At 69.5% G+C, this 16,077-nt stretch carries 15 protein-coding genes, 1 tRNA gene and 1 rRNA gene; 8 read left to right on the top strand and 9 right to left on the bottom strand.

Features of this window, described 5'->3' with window-relative positions; translation table 11 throughout:
• Positions 1-239 (bottom strand): 16S ribosomal RNA (locus FYW95_RS27845); the annotation flags it as partial.
• Between FYW95_RS27845 and FYW95_RS28990 the strand changes: the two genes are divergently transcribed.
• Entirely contained in the window at positions 239-1,150 is a 912-nt protein-coding gene (locus tag FYW95_RS28990) for an IS30 family transposase (protein WP_201295006.1), read from the top strand. The genes FYW95_RS27845 and FYW95_RS28990 overlap by 1 nt on opposite strands.
• 12 nt (positions 1,151-1,162) lie before the next feature.
• On the opposite strand, the gene FYW95_RS23755 is transcribed toward FYW95_RS28990, so the two are convergent.
• The gene (locus tag FYW95_RS23755; RefSeq protein WP_159945729.1) at positions 1,163-1,432 is read right to left on the bottom strand and encodes a hypothetical protein; all 270 of its coding nucleotides are present in this window, start codon (positions 1,430-1,432) and stop codon (positions 1,163-1,165) included.
• Between the two features lie 77 nt (positions 1,433-1,509).
• Between FYW95_RS23755 and FYW95_RS23750 the strand changes: the two genes are divergently transcribed.
• On the top strand, positions 1,510-1,953 hold the full coding sequence (locus tag FYW95_RS23750) for a helix-turn-helix domain-containing protein (RefSeq protein WP_159945730.1): 444 nt from the start codon (positions 1,510-1,512) through the stop codon (positions 1,951-1,953).
• A 290-nt stretch (positions 1,954-2,243) separates the two neighbouring features.
• A complete protein-coding gene (locus tag FYW95_RS23745) occupies positions 2,244-3,077 on the top strand; it encodes a peptidoglycan recognition protein family protein (RefSeq protein ID WP_159945523.1) in 834 nt (277 codons plus the stop codon).
• A 228-nt stretch (positions 3,078-3,305) separates the two neighbouring features.
• Here FYW95_RS23745 and FYW95_RS23740 read toward each other — a convergent pair whose 3' ends face one another.
• Positions 3,306-4,655 (bottom strand): MATE family efflux transporter, encoded by a 1,350-nt coding sequence (locus tag FYW95_RS23740; protein ID WP_159945522.1) that lies wholly within the window; start codon positions 4,653-4,655, stop codon positions 3,306-3,308.
• A gap of 347 nt (positions 4,656-5,002) precedes the next feature.
• Between FYW95_RS23740 and FYW95_RS23735 the strand changes: the two genes are divergently transcribed.
• A complete protein-coding gene (locus tag FYW95_RS23735; RefSeq protein ID WP_159945521.1) occupies positions 5,003-8,779 on the top strand; it encodes a replicative DNA helicase in 3,777 nt (1,258 codons plus the stop codon).
• A gap of 156 nt (positions 8,780-8,935) precedes the next feature.
• Here FYW95_RS23735 and abc-f read toward each other — a convergent pair whose 3' ends face one another.
• The 6 genes from abc-f to upp form a co-directional block, all read right to left on the bottom strand.
• Positions 8,936-10,630: a ribosomal protection-like ABC-F family protein gene (gene abc-f, locus FYW95_RS23730; protein ID WP_159945520.1), complete on the bottom strand. Its 1,695-nt coding sequence runs from the start codon at positions 10,628-10,630 to the stop codon at positions 8,936-8,938.
• Positions 10,631-11,199: 569 nt separating this feature from the next.
• Complete coding sequence (locus FYW95_RS23725) at positions 11,200-11,430, bottom strand: hypothetical protein (RefSeq protein WP_159945519.1); 231 nt, start codon at positions 11,428-11,430, stop codon at positions 11,200-11,202.
• 356 nt (positions 11,431-11,786) lie between these two features.
• Entirely contained in the window at positions 11,787-12,296 is a 510-nt protein-coding gene (locus tag FYW95_RS23720; RefSeq protein WP_159945518.1) for a PH domain-containing protein, read from the bottom strand.
• A gap of 18 nt (positions 12,297-12,314) precedes the next feature.
• The gene (locus FYW95_RS27840) at positions 12,315-12,479 is read right to left on the bottom strand and encodes a hypothetical protein (RefSeq protein ID WP_170293704.1); all 165 of its coding nucleotides are present in this window, start codon (positions 12,477-12,479) and stop codon (positions 12,315-12,317) included.
• A 306-nt stretch (positions 12,480-12,785) separates the two neighbouring features.
• Entirely contained in the window at positions 12,786-13,019 is a 234-nt protein-coding gene (locus FYW95_RS23715; protein WP_159945517.1) for a three-helix bundle dimerization domain-containing protein, read from the bottom strand.
• 387 nt (positions 13,020-13,406) lie between these two features.
• Positions 13,407-14,060 (bottom strand): uracil phosphoribosyltransferase, encoded by a 654-nt coding sequence (gene upp, locus FYW95_RS23710; RefSeq protein ID WP_159945516.1) that lies wholly within the window; start codon positions 14,058-14,060, stop codon positions 13,407-13,409.
• 311 nt (positions 14,061-14,371) lie between these two features.
• Between upp and FYW95_RS23705 the strand changes: the two genes are divergently transcribed.
• From FYW95_RS23705 to FYW95_RS23690, 4 genes are all read left to right on the top strand, one after another.
• The gene (locus tag FYW95_RS23705) at positions 14,372-14,872 is read left to right on the top strand and encodes a tRNA adenosine deaminase-associated protein (protein WP_159945515.1); all 501 of its coding nucleotides are present in this window, start codon (positions 14,372-14,374) and stop codon (positions 14,870-14,872) included.
• A 45-nt stretch (positions 14,873-14,917) separates the two neighbouring features.
• Positions 14,918-15,409, top strand: coding sequence for a tRNA adenosine deaminase-associated protein (locus FYW95_RS23700; RefSeq protein ID WP_159945514.1), 492 nt, complete (start codon positions 14,918-14,920; stop codon positions 15,407-15,409).
• 4 nt (positions 15,410-15,413) lie between these two features.
• Complete coding sequence (locus FYW95_RS23695) at positions 15,414-15,890, top strand: nucleoside deaminase (protein ID WP_159945513.1); 477 nt, start codon at positions 15,414-15,416, stop codon at positions 15,888-15,890.
• A 10-nt stretch (positions 15,891-15,900) separates the two neighbouring features.
• Positions 15,901-15,988: transfer RNA gene (locus tag FYW95_RS23690), tRNA-Ser, on the top strand.
• Positions 15,989-16,077 lie beyond the last annotated feature (89 nt).

Below are 16,077 nucleotides of genomic sequence, written 5' to 3'. Positions count from 1 at the left end.
ACAGCAGACGCGACACGCCGCCTACGAGCTCTTTACGCCCAATAATTCCGGACAACGCTCGGACCCTACGTATTACCGCGGCTGCTGGCACGTAGTTAGCCGGTCCTTATTCCCCACCTACCGTCAAAAATCGGGTCGCTACCTTCGGCTCCAAGAGCGCCTGCACATCGCCGATCGGCTCCGCGACAAGGCCTCGATCCGTACTATCGCCTCAGAGCTTGGCCGGTTCCCTTCCACCATCAGCCGCGAGGTGCGCCGGAATCGCTCCTACTACTCGAAGGCGAAGATCTACCGGTACGGTCCGCACGTCGCCCACGACCGCGCTGTAGCCCGCCGCGCACGTCCCAAGCCCGGCAAGATCGCGCAGAGCCCGCGGCTGCGCGACTACATCCAACGTCGGCTCAAGCAGCGTTGGAGCCCGGAACAGATCGCTCACCAGATGCGCCGCGACTTTCCCGAAGATGCGGAGATGCGCGTGACCCACGAGACGATCTACCAGGCGCTCTACGTTCAAGGGCGCGGTGAACTGCGCAGAGAATTGACCCGGTCCCTGCGCTCGGGGCGGGCTCGTCGCCGACCACACCGGCAAGCCCACAGTCGCCAGCCCCGTTACACCCACCCCATGGTCATGATCAGCGAGCGGCCGGCAGAGGTATCCGATCGAGCCGTTCCCGGCCACTGGGAGGGTGACCTGATCGTGGGCGGCCGCGGTGAGAAGTACAGTGCGATCGGCACGTTGGTCGAACGCTCGACCCGGTTCGTGATGTTGATGCATCTGCCTGACGGGCAGCATCAAGCAGACCGCTTCCACCAGGCCCTCACTGACTCCCTCGGGAGCCTGCCTCCGTTGCTGAAACGGTCGCTGACTTGGGATCAAGGCAACGAGCTGGCAAACCATCACCGGTTCACCCTGGCCACCGATATCCCGGTCTACTTCTGCGACCCGGCCAGCCCATGGCAGCGAGGCTCCAACGAGAACACCAACGGTCTACTCAGGCAGTACTTCCCCAAGGGCACGGATCTGTCGGTGCACTCCGCCGAGGACCTGGACGCGGTCACTGCCGAGCTCAACTCGCGGCCACGAAAGACGCTTGGCTGGGATACCCCCGCAGAACGGCTTGCCCAGCTCCTGACCTCCTCGTCCGGCTGACGCTCGCGTTCGTCACGCTCGTCTGCCTTTGGAGATCTGGTCGACCCGTGCGGGGCTGAGGTCAAGCTCGGCGGCCAGGGCGCGGACTGTGTAGCCCTGAGTGCGGAGTTCAGCGACGGCCGGTCGCCGGACCTCCTTGAGTTCGTCTTCGAGCTTGCCCAGCTCGGCGATGACCTCGCCGACGCCGTGGGCTCGGGCGAGGGGGTCGGCCTCGTCGGCCAGGGCGGCGGGCAGGGTGGCGCGGAGTTCACGCAGGTGGGCGAGGGCTTCGTTGATGTTCATGCCTGTCAGTATAGGCGTCTGAACATTTTTGTCCAGGCGGGTTGACATGTTTGTATAGGCGCCTATACGATAAGGGCATGACGAAGACGAGCACCGCCACCGCCGCCCAGATCGCCAAGGTCACCGCCCGCACCATCCGCCGCTGGATCGCCACCGGCAAGGTCATCGCCACCAAGGTCGCCCGCCGGTGGGTCATCGACGCCGCCAGCCTCCGCGCCCACGTCGCCCGCCGCGAAGGCCACACCACCACCGCCACCATGAACCTCACCCTCAACCAGGCCCGCGCGAAAGGCTTCCGCCCTCAGACCTGGGCCGCCGGAGAGCTCATCGACCTGACGGGGAGCACGGGCGAGATCACGGTCTACGAGTCCGCTGGCACCGTGCAGGGGATCGGCGAGGTGTTCTTCTACACCCGGCTCCGCCGCAACGACAGCACTGGCCGTGTCGACGGGATCAGCAGCGAAGGCGTCAAGGTCGTTTCCTACTCCCGCGACTATCGCCTCCGCATCCTCGTCAGCTAGAACGAGGCCCGGCCGGAATGCCCCGGCCGGGCCTCGTTACGCTACTGACCACAGGTGTTGCGACGATCCCTAGAATTCGCCTCCGGGGGAGGCGGGGCCCTGCCCGTGTCGGTACCGTTCCCCCCGCCCGCGGCCGGGGCCACACCTGGGACGCCGACCCGCTGGTAGGGCATACTCGTTGACACGCCCGGCCATCGGCAGCGCCCCTTTGATTACTCTTTGTAATCTATCGTGTCTTCTGTGTAGGTGTCGTACGTTGCGTCACCCCGCGCGGAGAGGACGGCAGACCGATGCATGAGGAAAGAAGAGACGAGTCGGGCCGGTACGTACAGGTGGACCGCAGGACGCTCCTGCGCGGAACCGCCCTCGTCGCCGGGGGAGTCCTCCTCGGCGGCATGACGGGGATCCCCACGGCGGACGAGGCCTCGGCGTCCGCCAAGCCCAAGGTGTACACGCGCGCCGACTGGGGGGCCCGCAACCCGAAGAACAAGATCGAGGTGCTGGCCAAGGCGCCCACCCACATCGTCGTGCACCACACCGCCACGGCGAACGTGTCCGACACGTCGACCTCCCACGCCGCCGCGCTCTCCCGTGCCATCCAGCGCCACCACATGGACAACCACGGGTGGAGCGACACCGGCCAGCAGATCACCATCAGCCGCGGCGGTCACGTCATGGAGGGCCGGGACCAGACCCTGCGGGCGATCGGAGCCGGGCACCACGTCGTCGGCGCCCACACGGCCAACCACAACAGCCACGCGATCGGGATCGAGAACGAGGGGACCTACGCCTCGGCGGCCCCGCCCGCCGCGCTGCTGGCGTCCCTGGTGGACACCTGCAGCTGGCTGTGCCTGGTGTACCGCCTGAACCCGGACAAGGCCATCGTCGGACACCGGGACTACAACACCACGGGCTGCCCCGGCGACAAGCTCTACTCGCTGCTGCCCACGCTGCGCTCCGACGTGAAGGCCAAGCTGCGTGAGCAGCTCAGCCACCTCAGCGAGATCGCGGGTACCGAACTGACCCTGGAGGATCTGCCCACCTACCCGGCGGTCCCGGAGGCGGAGCGGGCGGCCGCCTTCTACCACGGCCCCACGCTCGGCGAGCGCGACACCTCCCGCTGAGGCCGCCACCGCTCCGGGCCCGCCGGGGCGCGCCCCGGCGGGCCCGGGGACGGAAGGGGCCGTGACGGCCCCGGCCGCTCCCGGGTGCGAGACACGGGCGGCGGTGTGATCCGAGGACGCTGGCTCCCGGTGATCCCGCCCCTGGTGATACCGTCAGCGGCCGAGAGCGCCGCTGGGAGCAGGGTCGTCCGGACGGGTGCGTCCCGGTACGCCCTTCCGGTCACCGCGTCAGGGGCGGTGCGCCCCGGTCACCAGCCACGCCGTGCTCCGGGCCCGGAGCCCCAGGGTGAGCGCGCGGGCCAGGATCCACACGGCGAAGGCGGTCCACAGCCCCACCAGGCTGCCCACCGCGCCGGTCGCCAGGTACGGCAGCACCAGGGCGAACGGCAGGAAGGCCAGCATCGTCCACAGCGAGGCCCACGCCAGGTAGCGCTGGTCCCCGGCGCCCATCAGCACACCGTCCAGCACCATGGTCACGCCGCTCAGCGGCTGCATGAGCGCGACCACCACCAGGGAGGCCGTGATGAGCAGGCGCACCTCCGGGTCCGAGGTGAAGGGCACCCACGCCCACGGCAGCGCCAGGAACACCACCACCAGGAACACCAGGCCCAGCATCACGCCCCACTCCACCATGCGCCGCGTGGCTTCCCGGGTGCCCCGCACATCCCCCGCGCCCAGGTAGCGGCCCACGATCGACTGCCCGGCGATGGCGATCGCGTCCATGGCGAACACCAGCAGTCCCCAGATGTTGTAGCTCACCTGGTGCGCGGCGATCGGGGCGTCCCCCAGCCGGGCCGCCACCGCCGTGGTCACCAGCGCGACCACGCGCATCGACACACTGCGCAGGAACAGTGCGAACCCGGCCGAGGCCGAGGACCGCAGGCCCGCCGAGGTGGGTGCGAGGGACACGCCCTCGCGCCGGGCGGCCCGGGTGATCATCGCCGCGTACCAGAACGCTCCCGCGCCCTGGGCGATCACGGTCGACCAGGCCGAGCCCGCGATGCCCCAGTCCAGGACCAGCACGAACACCGCGCACAGCGCCGCGTTGCCCACGTAGGAGGCCACCGCCACCACCAGCGGGGTCCGGGCGTCCTGGAGCCCGCGCAGAACACCGGTGCCCGCCATGACCAGAAGCAGGAACGGGGTGCTCAGCAGGCTGATCCGCAGGTAGGTCAGGGCGTACGGAGCCACCTCCGGTGAGGCGCCCAGCGCCTCCACCAGGACCGGCCCCAGGGGCCAGCCGATCGCGACGGCCCCCGCGCCCAGCAGGACCGCGAGCCACATGCCGTCCACGCCGTCGCGGATCCCTCCGGCGATGTCCCCCGCGCCGAACTTGCGTGCCACCGCCGCGGTGGTGCCGTAGGCCAGGAAGATGCAGACGGCCACCAGCGTGAGCAGGACCTGGCCGGCCACACCGAGCCCGCCCAGGGCCGGGGTGCCCAGGGTGCCGACGATCGCGGAGTCGGTGAGCAGGAACAGCGGTTCGCTGATGAGGGCGAAGAAGGAGGGGACGGCCAGGGCGAAGATCTCGCGGTCGTGGCGGTGCCGGAAAGGAGCGGCCGAAAGGAGTTTTGGCATGACTCAGCCACAGTATCGGACAGGCGTTCTACGGAGGTGTGGAGTTATCCACACCCCGCCGCGAGCCTGTGGATAACTTGTGGAAACACGTCCTGTGAGACATCTTGCACGCCCTGCCCGCGTACTGTGTTTTCGCAGGTCAAACACCCTAATTGGAGGTGGTCGCAAAGTTATCCACAGGTGATGTGCATAACCTATGTGCGCAATGCCCCACGGGAGGCCGGGTGCGGTGGTAGGGGACATGTCCACAACCTTCGGCCGCGGCGTCCCCAGCGTCGGCCATGGGGCATCCTGGAAGGGTCGGTCCGCGCCCGGTCCGTCGAAGCACCGTCCTGGGGAGAGCGTTCGTGAGTGTCGCTGAGCAGCCACCTGAAGAAGGCGGATACGAGCGCACCCCACCCCACGACATCCAGGCCGAGCAGAGCGTGCTCGGCGGAATGCTCCTGTCCAAGGACGCCATCAGCCAGGTCGTGGAGATCATCCGCTCCGCGGACTTCTACCGGCCAGCGCACCAGATCATCTACGACAGCATCGTCGACCTCTTCTCCCGCGGCGAGCCGGTGGACGCCATCTCGGTCAACGCCGAGCTGACCAAGCGCGGCGAGGCCGCCCGGGTGGGCGGGGCGCTGTACCTGCACACCCTCACCGAGGCCATCCCGACCGCGGCCAACGCGGGCTACTACGCCAAGATCGTCTCCGACCGCGCGGTCCTGCGGCGCCTGGTCGAGGCGGGCACCCGCATCGCGCAGATCGGCTACTCCGGCGACGGTGAGGTGGACGACCTCGTCGACCACGCCCAGGCCGAGATCTACAAGGTCGCCGAGAAACGCACCGGCGAGGACTACGTGATCCTCGGCGACATCATGCCGGGCGCCCTGGACGAGATCGAGGCCATCGGCACCAGTGACGGCAGCACCGGCGTGCCCACCGGCTTCGCCGACTTCGACGCCCTCACCAACGGCCTGCACCCCGGTCAGATGATCATCATCGCCGCCCGGCCGGCCGTGGGCAAGGCACTGGCCCTGGACACCCCGTTGCCGACCCCCGACGGCTGGACCACCATGGGGGAGGTCGAGGTAGGCACCGAGCTGATCGCCGCCGACGGTACCCCCACCCGGGTGGTCGCCGCCACCGACGTGATGACGGACCGGCCGTGTTTCGAGGTGGTCTTCGACGACGGGACCACCGTGGTCGCGGACGCCGAGCACCAGTGGCTGACCCGTACACGCGCCTCCGGGCGCGCCGCCCGGGCGGCGGGAGCCCGGGGCACCGCCCCCGAGGCACCGCCCCGGTTGCGGACCACCCGGGAGATCGCACGGACCCTGCGCCCGGAGACCGCCGACCGCCGGTCGAACCACTCCGTCGCCAACACCGCACCCATCGAGCTGCCCGAACGGGATCTGCCGCTGCCGCCGTACTTCCTCGGCGCCTGGCTCGGCGGCGGCGCGCCGGACACGGCACGGGTCACCGGCGAGGACCCCGAGGTCCTGGCCAACATCGAGGCCGAGGGCCTGGTCACCAAACCCGTCTGTGCGACGGGGACGGCCCACGGAGTCTTCCTCCCGGAGGAGAGCGCCGCCCCCTCCGCCCGTGAGTGCGCGGTGTGCGGGTCCGTGCCCGTCCCGCCCCGCGTGCGCGGCCAGTCGCGGTGCCGCGAGTGCCCGAATCGCGGCGGCGGCGTCCAGGCGCGGTTGCGCGGCCTCGGCGTCCTGGGGAACAAGCACGTTCCCCGGGAGTACCTGCGCGCCTCGGTCCTTCAGCGGAAGGCGCTCCTGGCGGGACTCCTGGACACGGACGGGACGGTGGACGCCGACGGTTCGGTCCAGTTCTCCGTCACCGGCACGCGCCTGGCGCGGGACTTCCGGGAGCTGGCACACAGCCTGGGCTATCGCACGGAGATGTCCACCAGCCGGGTCAGGGGACGGAAGGAGGCCCCCTCGACCCGTTACACGGTCACCCTCGGCTCCGCCCGGGAAGTCTTCCGGACCTCCCGCAAACAGCGGGCGCACGGTGAACGGGGCGCCGGGCGCGGTCACGCCGGGACCGGCTCCAGGTTCGTCACCGACGTGCGGCCGGTGGAGAGCGTTCCGGTCCGCTGCGTCCAGGTGGACCACCCGGACCACCTCTACCTGGCGACCCGGTCCATGATCCCCACCCACAACTCCACCCTGGCCCTGGACTTCGCCCGGGCGGCCTCGATCAAGCACGAGATGACCTCGGTCTTCTTCAGCCTGGAGATGGGGCGCAACGAGATCGTCATGCGCCTGCTGTCGGCGGAGGCGCGGGTGCCCCTGCACACCATGCGTTCGGGCCTGATGACCGACGAGGACTGGGCCCGGCTGGCCAGACGCATGGGCGAGGTGGCCAACGCGCCCCTGTTCATCGACGACTCCCCGAACATGTCGATGATGGAGATCCGGGCCAAGTGCCGGCGGCTCAAGCAGCAGCACGACCTCAAGCTGGTCATCGTCGACTACCTCCAGCTGATGAGCTCGCCCGGGCGGGTGGAGAGCCGTCAGCAGGAGGTCTCGGAGATGTCCCGGTCCCTCAAGCTCCTGGCCAAGGAGCTCGAGGTCCCGGTCGTAGCGCTCTCCCAGCTCAACCGCGGTCCCGAGCAGCGCACCGACAAGCGCCCGCAGGTCTCCGACCTGCGCGAGTCGGGGTGCCTCACCTCGGAGACCCGGATCCTGCGCGCGGACACCGGAGCTGAGGTGACCATGGGCGAACTCTTCCGGAGCGGAGAACGCGATGTCCCGGTCTGGTCCCTCGACGAACGGCTTCGCCTGGTCCCGCGCACGCTGACGCATGTCTTCTCCAGCGGTGTGAAGGAGGTGTTCCGGCTGAGGCTCGCTTCCGGGCGGGAGGTCACCGCCTCAGGGAATCACCCGTTCCTCACCATCGACGGGTGGCAGGCCCTGGAGAGCCTCCGCCGGGGCGACAAGGTCGCCGTCGCCCGAAGCGTGCCGGAACCCGAGCGTCGTGCCGAGTGGCCTGAGGCCGAGGTCGTTCTGCTCGCCCACCTCATCGGCGACGGCTCCTTCGTGCGCCGTCAGCCGATCCGGTACGCCAGCACCGACGAGGCCAACCTCTCCGTAGTGGAGAAAGCCGCTCTGCACTTCGATGTCACGGCCGTCCGGGACGAGTACACCGCCGCGCGCACGACGACGCTGAGACTGCCCGCACCTTTCAAGCTGACTCACGGGAAACGCAATCCCATAGCTGCCTGGCTCGACGGGTTGGGGCTGTTCGGCCTGCGTAGCCACGAGAAGTTCGTTCCCGAAGGGGTTTTCTCCCTTTCTGACCGTCAGATCGCACTGTTCCTGCGGCACCTCTGGGCAACCGACGGGTGCGTGTACTGGAACCAGCAAGGTCACCAGGCCAGGATCTACTACACGTCGACGAGCCGCCGTCTGATCGACGATGTCGCCAGACTGCTCGCGAGGCTCGACATCATGACCCGGATCAAGCAGCACAGGAAGGGCGCCTACCGGCTCTGTTACACCCTGGACGTCTACGGAATCGGCAACCAGCAGCGATTCGCTGAGACGGTGGGGTGCCACGGAGCACGGGCGGAGCAGCTTTCCCGTTGCCTGCGCGGGCTGGCGGAGCGAAAGGCCAACACGAACCTGGACACCGTTCCGGTCCAGGTGTGGGACAGGGTCCGAGCGGGCATCGCGGAGCGGGGGATGTCCCACCGGGAGTTCGCGTCTGCGATGGGAACGAAGTTCTGCGGGAGCACCCTGTGGAAGCACGCCCCCAGCAGAAGCCGCCTTTCCCGGGTGGCCGACGTGCTTGAGGACGCGGACCTGGAGTTGTTGGCCACCAACGATGTCTTCTGGGACGAGATCGTGGAGATCGAGCCACTGGGAGAGCGTGAGGTCTTCGACGCCACGGTCGAGGGCACGCACAACTTCGTGGCCAACGGGATCAACGTTCACAACTCGATCGAGCAGGATGCCGACATGGTCATCCTGCTCTACCGCGAGGACGTGCACGACAAGGAGTCGCCGCGCGCGGGCGAGGCGGACATCATCGTGGCCAAGCACCGCAACGGTCCCACCGCCGACGTGACCGTGGCCTTCCAGGGCCACTACAGCCGGTTCGTCGACATGGCCCCCGGATAGGCCGGCACCCCGGGGACCCGCGCTCCGGCGCGGATGCCGACATGCCCTCTCGTCGACCCGCCGACATGTCCTCGGGCGCGGGCCGGGGAGGCGGGCGGCCGTGCCTCCGGGGTCCGTCCCGGACGGAAACGGACCCATATCGGTCAGTCCTCTTAGCTATTTGTGGTCAAGCCGATTTGTCGACAAATCGCTGTGCTCCGACTGCGCGGAGTCACGAACCACCCTTCCCTCCCGGAGTTCGAGGTGGCGGCCCCTGAAGCGTTCGCGGGTTCTCCGGTCGTGGCTCACGACCACCAAAGCCCCCTCGAAGTGCGCCAACGCCTCCTCCAGCTCCTCCACGAGGCCGGGGGAGAGGTGGTTGGTCGGCTCGTCGAGCAACAACAGGTCGTACACGCCCGAGGTCAGCCGGGCCAGCTCGATCCTGCGCCGCTGGCCGACCGAAAGGGCCTCCACTGGCCGGTCCAGATCCCGGAGCCGGAACAGGCCGAGCGAGCCCAGCTCGTCCCGGTACTCCTCCGGGACACCGGGGCGCCCGGCGGCGTAGGCCCCGAGCACGGTCCGCCCGGGCGCCACGGGAGCCTCCTCCTGCCGGAGGCGGCCGACCCTCGCGGGCAGGCGGACGCGCCCGGAGTCGGGGACCTCCTCCCCGGACAGGACGCGGAGCAGGGTGGTCTTCCCGGCCCCGTTGGGGCCGGTGACCAGGACGCGCCCGCCCCGGGCCAGTTCCAACCGGGGGACGTGCAGGCGCCGTCCGACCCGCACCCCCTCCAGGGAGGCCGCCGCTCCGGACTCCTCACCGGCCCCGGTGAACGCCGCCGTCATCCGCAGCGGCACCGGGGGCGGCGGCACCGGGTTCGCGCTCAGCCGCCGCACCTGCTCCTTGGCCTGGCGGACCCGGCTCATGGCGCCGTGCGCGGCCCCCCGCATCCTGAACGCCCCGTGGCCGAACGCGGCCTTCTCCATCCTGCGCGGGATCGCGTCCACGCGCTGGACGTTGTTCTCCGCGAGCCGACGCTGACGGGCCAGGTCGGCCCGCCACTCCTCGTACTCGCGGATCCACCGGGCCCGGGCCGCGGCCTTCGCGGCGAGGAACCCGTCGTACCCGTTGCCGTACCGGCGGACCCGGCGCAGGTCGTGGTCGACCTCCAGTACGGTGTCGGTCACCGCGTCCAGGAAGGCCCGGTCGTGGGTGACGGCGACGACCGTGCCCCGGTGCCCGCGGAGCCGCTCCTCCAGCCAGGCGGCCGCGCGGTCGTCCAGGTCGTTGGTCGGCTCGTCCAACAGCAGGAGCTCGGGTGAGGCCGCCAGGGTCGCGGCCAGGGCCAGCCGTGACCGCTCCCCGCCGGAGAGCGTGCGCAGCGGCCGGTCGCGGTCCAGCCCCGGCAGGCCGAGGCCGTGCAGGCCCGCGTCCACCCGTGCGTCGGAGCCGTAGCCGTCGCGGGCCTCGAACTCGGCGAGCAGGTCGCCGTAGGCCGTCAGCTCCCCGGGCCCGGCCGAGCCCAGACAGGCCTCCGCCCGGCGCAGGCGCGACTCCAGGTCGCGCAGGACGGCCAGGGCGGAGTCGATCGCGTCGCCGACGGTACCGGTCCGCACGTCGGCCAGCGGTGTCTGCGGCAGGTAGCCCGTGCCGCCTGGTGCCCGGACGGTGACCTCCCCGTTCGAGGGTTCCTCCTCTCCGGCGAGCAGGCGCAGCAGTGTGCTCTTGCCCGAGCCGTTGTCCCCGAGGACGCCGACGCGTTCTCCGGGTCTGATGGTGAGGCTGACGCGGTCGAGGACGGTGTGGTCCCCGTAGCGGTGGGTGATTTCGGTGAGGGTGATCTGGGACTGTGCTCGTACGCGGGCAGTGAGCATGGACGCACCTCCTGGTCTGCGACGGGGAAAGGGCTCGGACCGACGGCGGAGCGCCTTCCCGGGTTTCGGACAGGGCACGGGGTCGGCGCGGGTCCGAAGAGGGGGCGATGTCCGCCGTGGGATCGGCCGGGGACGGCCGCGGAGCGGTCACCGGGGGCGCGTGGCGCCGCCGGTGGCGTGTGGTGCTCGACGCGGGGTCCGGATCGGGATTACAGGGAGTGGTACATCCTCATGAACGAGACGATACGTCTCGTTCAGTTAGAGCGTCAAGCGGGGTTCTGTGAGACGCACATCACGGATGGCGAGGGCGGAGTGCGGGAGTTAGAGGAAACCTATATCGCTCTTTATGGGCAAGCCGATTTGTCGACAAAGCGAGAGCGGTGTGGGCGCGGGGGCGGAGGGGAACGGGAGGCGGACATGGAAAAGGGCCGCCCCTCGGGGCGGCCCCTCCTGCTCGTCGCGTCCTCGTCGCGTCCGAACCCGTGGCTTTCCGGGCGTCGCGCCAGGGAGCGGAAGGCCGGGAGAGCCTCCGCCGCCATGGCGGAGAACCTCTCGGGAAACCGTTCCGGCTAGAGCCAGCGGGCCTCGGGGCGGCGCCGACCGTTCTCGTCGGTGACCAGTACCCAGTGCATGATCGGATGTCCTGACGTGATGGCGTCGGCGTCCTCGCGCGGCTGGGGGACCTGCACGGGCTCCGGCGCGAGGCCGGAGAGGCGGCGGGCCCTGGTCGCGGAACGGACGGTCCGACGGGTCGTGAGGGAGCGAGCGGGTTGTGGTGCACGATCCGTCCTGCGCGCCATGTGACCCTCCTCGTTTCCGTATCAGATGACCCAAGTTAACCCTATGTTCACCTTAGAGTCAATTCGTGTGGCCTTGGAGGGCTTGACGCGTCGGGCGTCCGAGCCGCGGAATCAGGCCTGTATCGAATCTGCCCAGGATGGGCGGTTCTCATGCCTGGAGGGTGTGCACTCTCCGCCAGGGCTCGCCTACGCGATTCGCGGGAGGTCGGTCCTTCTTCCCCCCAAAGTGAACAAGAAGTGAACTCAAGAGGAAGTGGTACCCTCCGGGCGGTGGGTCGGACACCCCGGGCACGTGAAAAGGCACCCGCCGTGACGGCGGGTGCCCCAGTCCCCGGGTCGGAGGCCCTGCGGTGCGCTCACTCCTTGAAGATCAGCCCCACGACCTCCAGGTAGAGCTGCTCCGGGTACGGAATGAACGAGATCTTGCTCAACGCCTGGTCCTGACCGGCGGATTCCATGACGAAGGTTCCGTAGCCGAGGAAGCGGCCCATCAGGGTGCGCTCGAACCTCATGTCGGTGACCTTGCCCAGCGGCATCATGTTGACCTGCCGGGTGATCAGACCCGTGGTCAACAGCAGCCTCGCCGACGTGATGACGAAGTAGTCCACCGACCACTCGGCGACCTGCCAGACGAACCACACCAGCACCAACAGCCACAGCCACCAGATGATCGCCAGGGCCGCGGCGCTGTCCGCGATCGAGGTGTTGCTCAGGATCCCCGCGACGATCAACGCGACGAGAACCGCTCCGACCGGCCCGATCAGTACCGCCGGGTGTCGGCGGATGGTCACCACGTCCTGCTCGTGTGGCAGGAGGTAGCGGTTGACCGATGCTGGAGCGCTGTTACTCGACGCTACGAGCCGCATGGCAGCCGACCATCCCCACTACGGCAGAAGTGCGTTGACGAAGCGGGACATCGACTCCGCGCCACCCATCAGACCGCCCAGCGCGCTCTGGATCACCCCGGCGGCGCTTTCCGGTTGCGTGAGCAGATAGAACGCCACGAAACCGATGAGCGCGTATCCGCCCCATTTCTTCAACTTCGCCACGACTGACTCCCTTTGGAATCCACCTGACCCACCGACCCAGCAGTGATTGTCGCACCGACCATCATGCCCGTAAAGCCTCGGGCCCACCCTCGGCGTGGCGGTATGTCAGGCGTTCCCTGCTTGCGGACTGTGTCCGGTTCCGGTGGGGTTGGTAACCCAGTGATTGATGGGCCGTAATACCGTCAGTCCCATCGCAGGTCAGGGCATTTGGGACATAAGCCAATATAAGCATTGAAATTCGCTGTCCCACCCGTCGGGGCCTGAGACGGACAGGCCGAAAACAGGGGTGGGACCCGCGCGGATCCGCTATCTCTGCTCGGCGAAGGCCAGCGCGAGCACCTGGAGGTGCTGTCGGGCGATCCGCTCCACGAGGTCGGGGGTGGCCCGCCCGGTGACGTCCTCCGCTCCGTGTCGCGCGGCGTCCACGCACCTGGTGATCGTGGAGGTGTGGTGCACGCCGGAGAACTCCTCGGCCAGCCGGTCCAGAACCGGTTCGAAGCGAGAGTCGCGGGCGTTCGAGGGGGAGGGGGTCTCGGGCATCTCACTCCTTGGGGGCTACGTTGGTCGCGCTGCGTGTTCGATTGGGGTCTTTCGGTAGCCGCTGGAGGGTGGCGGAGTACCACGCCGGAAAGAGCGCGGGGGCGTCAGCGGGCTCAACCCCGGTGGGGGGTGGTTTCGGGCCGTCGTGTCTTCCCAGTTACGGGTGGTCGGGAACCATCATCACTTCTGTCTGTTACGTTACCGTCTCAAATTGAATTCGGCTGGTGCAAAGCCAGGTTCCGGCCGACTCGGTCCTCGGCTGCCACCAGAGCTGACACAGGGGACACGCTTGTCGTGCCCGCTTTTCGGGCTTTCATTCACCCTGTCCGAAAAAGAACCGAAAAAGCGCCCAACCGGAGACCCGGCGGGCGCTCTGTCGGGCCGGGCTCAGGCGCAGCCGTACAGACGGTCGCCCGCGTCGCCCAGGCCGGGAAGGATGAAGCCGTGCTCGTTCAGCCGCTCGTCCACCGCGGCCGTGACCACGCGCAGGGTCGCACCGTGGTCCGGGTCCAGGGTTTCGGTCAGCTTGTGCTCCACCGCGCTCAGCCCCTCGGGGGCGGCGAGGAGGCAGATCGCCGTGATGTGGTCGGCGCCCCGCTCCACGAGCAGCGTGAGCGCCGCGGCCAGGGTGCCGCCCGTGGCCAGCATCGGGTCGAGCACGTAGCACTGGCGGCCGGACAGGTCCTGCGGCAGCCGGTCGGCGTAGGTGGCGGGCCGCAGCGTGGTCTCGTCGCGGGCCATGCCCAGGAACCCGACCTCCGCGGTGGGCAGCAGGCGGGTCATCCCGTCGAGCATCCCCAGGCCGGCGCGCAGGATCGGCACCACCAGCGGTGTGGGGCGCGACAGCTGCGTTCCGGTGGTCCCCACGAGCGGCGTCTCGATGGTGACGTCCGTCACTCGGACGTCCCTGGTCGCCTCGTAGGCGAGCAGGGTCACCAGCTCGTCGGTCAGGCGCCGGAAGGTCGGGGAGTCGGTCCGCACGTCGCGCAGGGTGGTCAGCTTGTGCGCGACCAGGGGGTGGTCGACGACCAGGGTTTCCAAAGCGTTCTCCGGTTGAGCTGGGATAACGGGACGGTGGCTGGGGAGGTGGCCAGCCCGAGTGTAGTCGCGCGAACCCACCGGAACCGGGTCGCGCGGCTCGGGGCGGCTGCGGTCCGCCACCTCCCGCACGGACCCGGGGCGCCCTTCCGCGCCTCCGGGGGGAGCGGGAACCCGGTTCTCATGAGAGCGTGGTCCGGACCGACGCGGACCAAGGGCCACGGCTGTGCCGGAGTGATCGTTACCATGGCACTCGCACGGGCGATCCGAAGTTCCTTCGTCCGCACCGATACACCGGCCGGGTTGGGGTGACGATGACAGTGCTCGATCATGGTGACGACGACTCGGGCGACTTCGCGGCCATCGCGTACAGGGAAGAGGAGTACTGGGACGTCGACCTGCTCCCCGCGACCCTGACGCACGACCTCAAGGGCCTGATCCACGCGCTGCGCCAGCAACCGAGCATCAGCGGCTCCCTCGGGCTGGTCTCCGTGGGCGACGACTTCTTCATCATCGTGCGCGTCTACGGCGGTGAGGTCTCCGTCTTCCTCTCGGACGTGACCGCCTCCGTGGACTGGCAGGTGGCCCGCGACGTCCTGGACTACCTGGACATCGACCTGCCGGACGACGACGACCTGGACCAGGTCCTGCCCGCGGGCGACCTGTCCATCGTGGCCGACCTGGGGCTGGACGAGATGGAGCTGGGCGCCCTGGCGGGTGACCTCGACCTGTATCCGGACGAGGTGCTGGCCAGTGTGTCCGAACGCCTGGGATTCGCGCAGCCCTTCCAGCGTGTACTGGACGGTATGGGGTAAGGACCTGCAGGAGGAACAGCATCCCGGTGAACAGGAGAGCACGCGGTGTCGATCTTCGCAGCTGTCTTCGCTCCCAACGGGAAGACATGGCGGGGTACCGAGGTCGATCTCGGGGGCGCGGACGTCATCGACGACGTCACCGACCTGATGCTCGACTTCTCCTCCGAGCTGGGGAGTGACACGGCCCTCCTCCTGGTCGAGGCCGACGACGAGTGGTTCGCCCTCGTACGCGCCGGCGACGACGGCGACGAGCCGCGCGTCTACCTCTCCGACGCCCGCGCGGTGCACGACCACCCGCTGGCCTCCGTGCTGTCCGAGGCCGGGGGCCTGGGCGCGCCCCAGCCCTCCGAGAGCGCGGGGGCCCGGCCCAACCCGGTGCCCGACGGCGACGGCGACCTGCTCACCGACCTCGGGACGACCGAGGACGAGCTGCGCTCCCTCTCCGTGGGCGGCGGGGTCCTGCCCGGCGACGTCCTCGCCCTGGTGGCCGAGCGCGCGGGCTTCGGCGAGCTCCTCGACGCCATGAGAACGGTGTGAGACCGTGAACGGCGCCCTCGACGGCGCCCTGCGCGAGGCGATCGCCGAGGCCGAGCGCGCCCTGGAGACGGACGACGTCCCGGTGGGCGCCGTGGTCCTGGACCCCGACGGCGCCGTCCTGGCCGCGGGGCGCAACGAGCGCGAGGCGACCGGGGACCCCACCGCGCACGCCGAGGTCCTCGCGCTGCGGGCCGCGGCCCGGGCCCGCGGCGAGTGGCGGCTGAGCGGCTGCACCCTGGTGGTGACCCTCGAACCCTGCACGATGTGTGCGGGCGCGGCGGTGCTCTCCCGGGTGGACCGGCTCGTCTACGGGGCCCGCGACGCCAAGGCGGGCGCGGTCGGATCGGTGTGGGACCTGGTGCGCGACCCTCGCCTGAACCACCGCCCGGAGGTGGTCCCGCCCGACCTGCTTCCGGTGGAACTCGCCGCCCGCTGCGCGGAACTCCTCAACCGGTTTTTCGCACAGCGCCGCATCCGGTAGAGTGGCTCGCGGTGGAGTCGCCTAGTGGCCGATGGCGCCCGCCTCGAAAGCGGGTAAGGGGCAACCCTTCGAGGGTTCAAATCCCTCCTCCACCGCCACCAGCCGCCCCCGGGTACGCCCGGGGGCGGCTTCGCGTCCTCGGGGTTCCGCGTCGGTCCGGACCGGCGATACGTCGGCTTCCGGTCTC

It is taken from the genome of Nocardiopsis sp. FR4 (genome assembly GCF_009830945.1).
Taxonomy (GTDB): Bacteria; Actinomycetota; Actinomycetes; order Streptosporangiales; family Streptosporangiaceae; genus Nocardiopsis.
Note: the sequence above shows the minus strand (reverse complement) of the source record. Positions and strands in the feature narration are given on the sequence as shown.